Origin of the sequence: Frankia sp. AiPs1, assembly GCF_023716945.1 — a bacterium.
Taxonomy (GTDB): domain Bacteria; phylum Actinomycetota; class Actinomycetes; order Frankiales; family Frankiaceae; genus Frankia.
Window position 1 is genome coordinate 1 of sequence record NZ_JAMQQF010001117.1, and the last position, 736, is coordinate 736.

General features: G+C 75.3%; 1 protein-coding gene. It reads left to right on the forward strand.

Annotated elements, in window-relative coordinates; genetic code table 11:
- A partial coding sequence (locus tag ND748_RS33200; protein WP_251750181.1) for an AMP-binding protein occupies positions 1–736 on the forward strand: 736 nt, incomplete at both ends.

Here is a 736-nt window from a genome sequence, read left to right on the forward strand (position 1 = left end):
GATCGCCGCCGTGACGAACGCGGCCGGCGTCGGGCGCGTGCTGGTCGGGGCGGGGGCCGACGGCCTGACTCGCCGGCTCGCGCCGGTGCTGCCCGGGCTGAGGTTCGACGGTGTCGCCGGCCTCCTCCGATCGGCCCGCGACGGTGTGGCGCTGCCGGTCGTGTCCCCGGCCGACCTGGCCATCGTCCAGTTCACCTCGGGCAGTACGGCCGTGCCCAAGGGCGTCGTGCTGACCCACCGCAACGTCGTGCACGGCACGGCGGCCATCGCCGAGGGCATCGGGTTGGCCGACGGCGACCACGGCGCCACCTGGCTGCCGCTCTACCACGACATGGGCCTGTTCGGCGCGCTGAGCGCGATCCTCACCGCGGTGCCGATGACGATCTGGTCGCCGACGACGTTCATCAAGGACCCGGCGTCCTGGCTGCGTGCGTTCGCCGAGATCGGTGCCACCGTCGCCCCGTCGCCGAACTTCGGCTACGACGCCCTGCTGGCGGCGGTCGGCCCGGACGAGGTCGCGGGCCTGGACCTGCGCCGCTGGCGGGTGGCGCTCAACGGCGCGGAGCCGGTCAGCCCGGTCACGGTGGCGCGTTTCGGCGCGCACTTCGCCGCGGCCGGGTTCGCCCCGGAGGCGATGTTCCCCGTCTACGGGATGGCCGAGGCGACCCTCGCCGTCACCTTCCCGCCGCTGGGCCGCCCGCCGGTGACGACCTGGGTCGACCGCGACCGGCTGGCC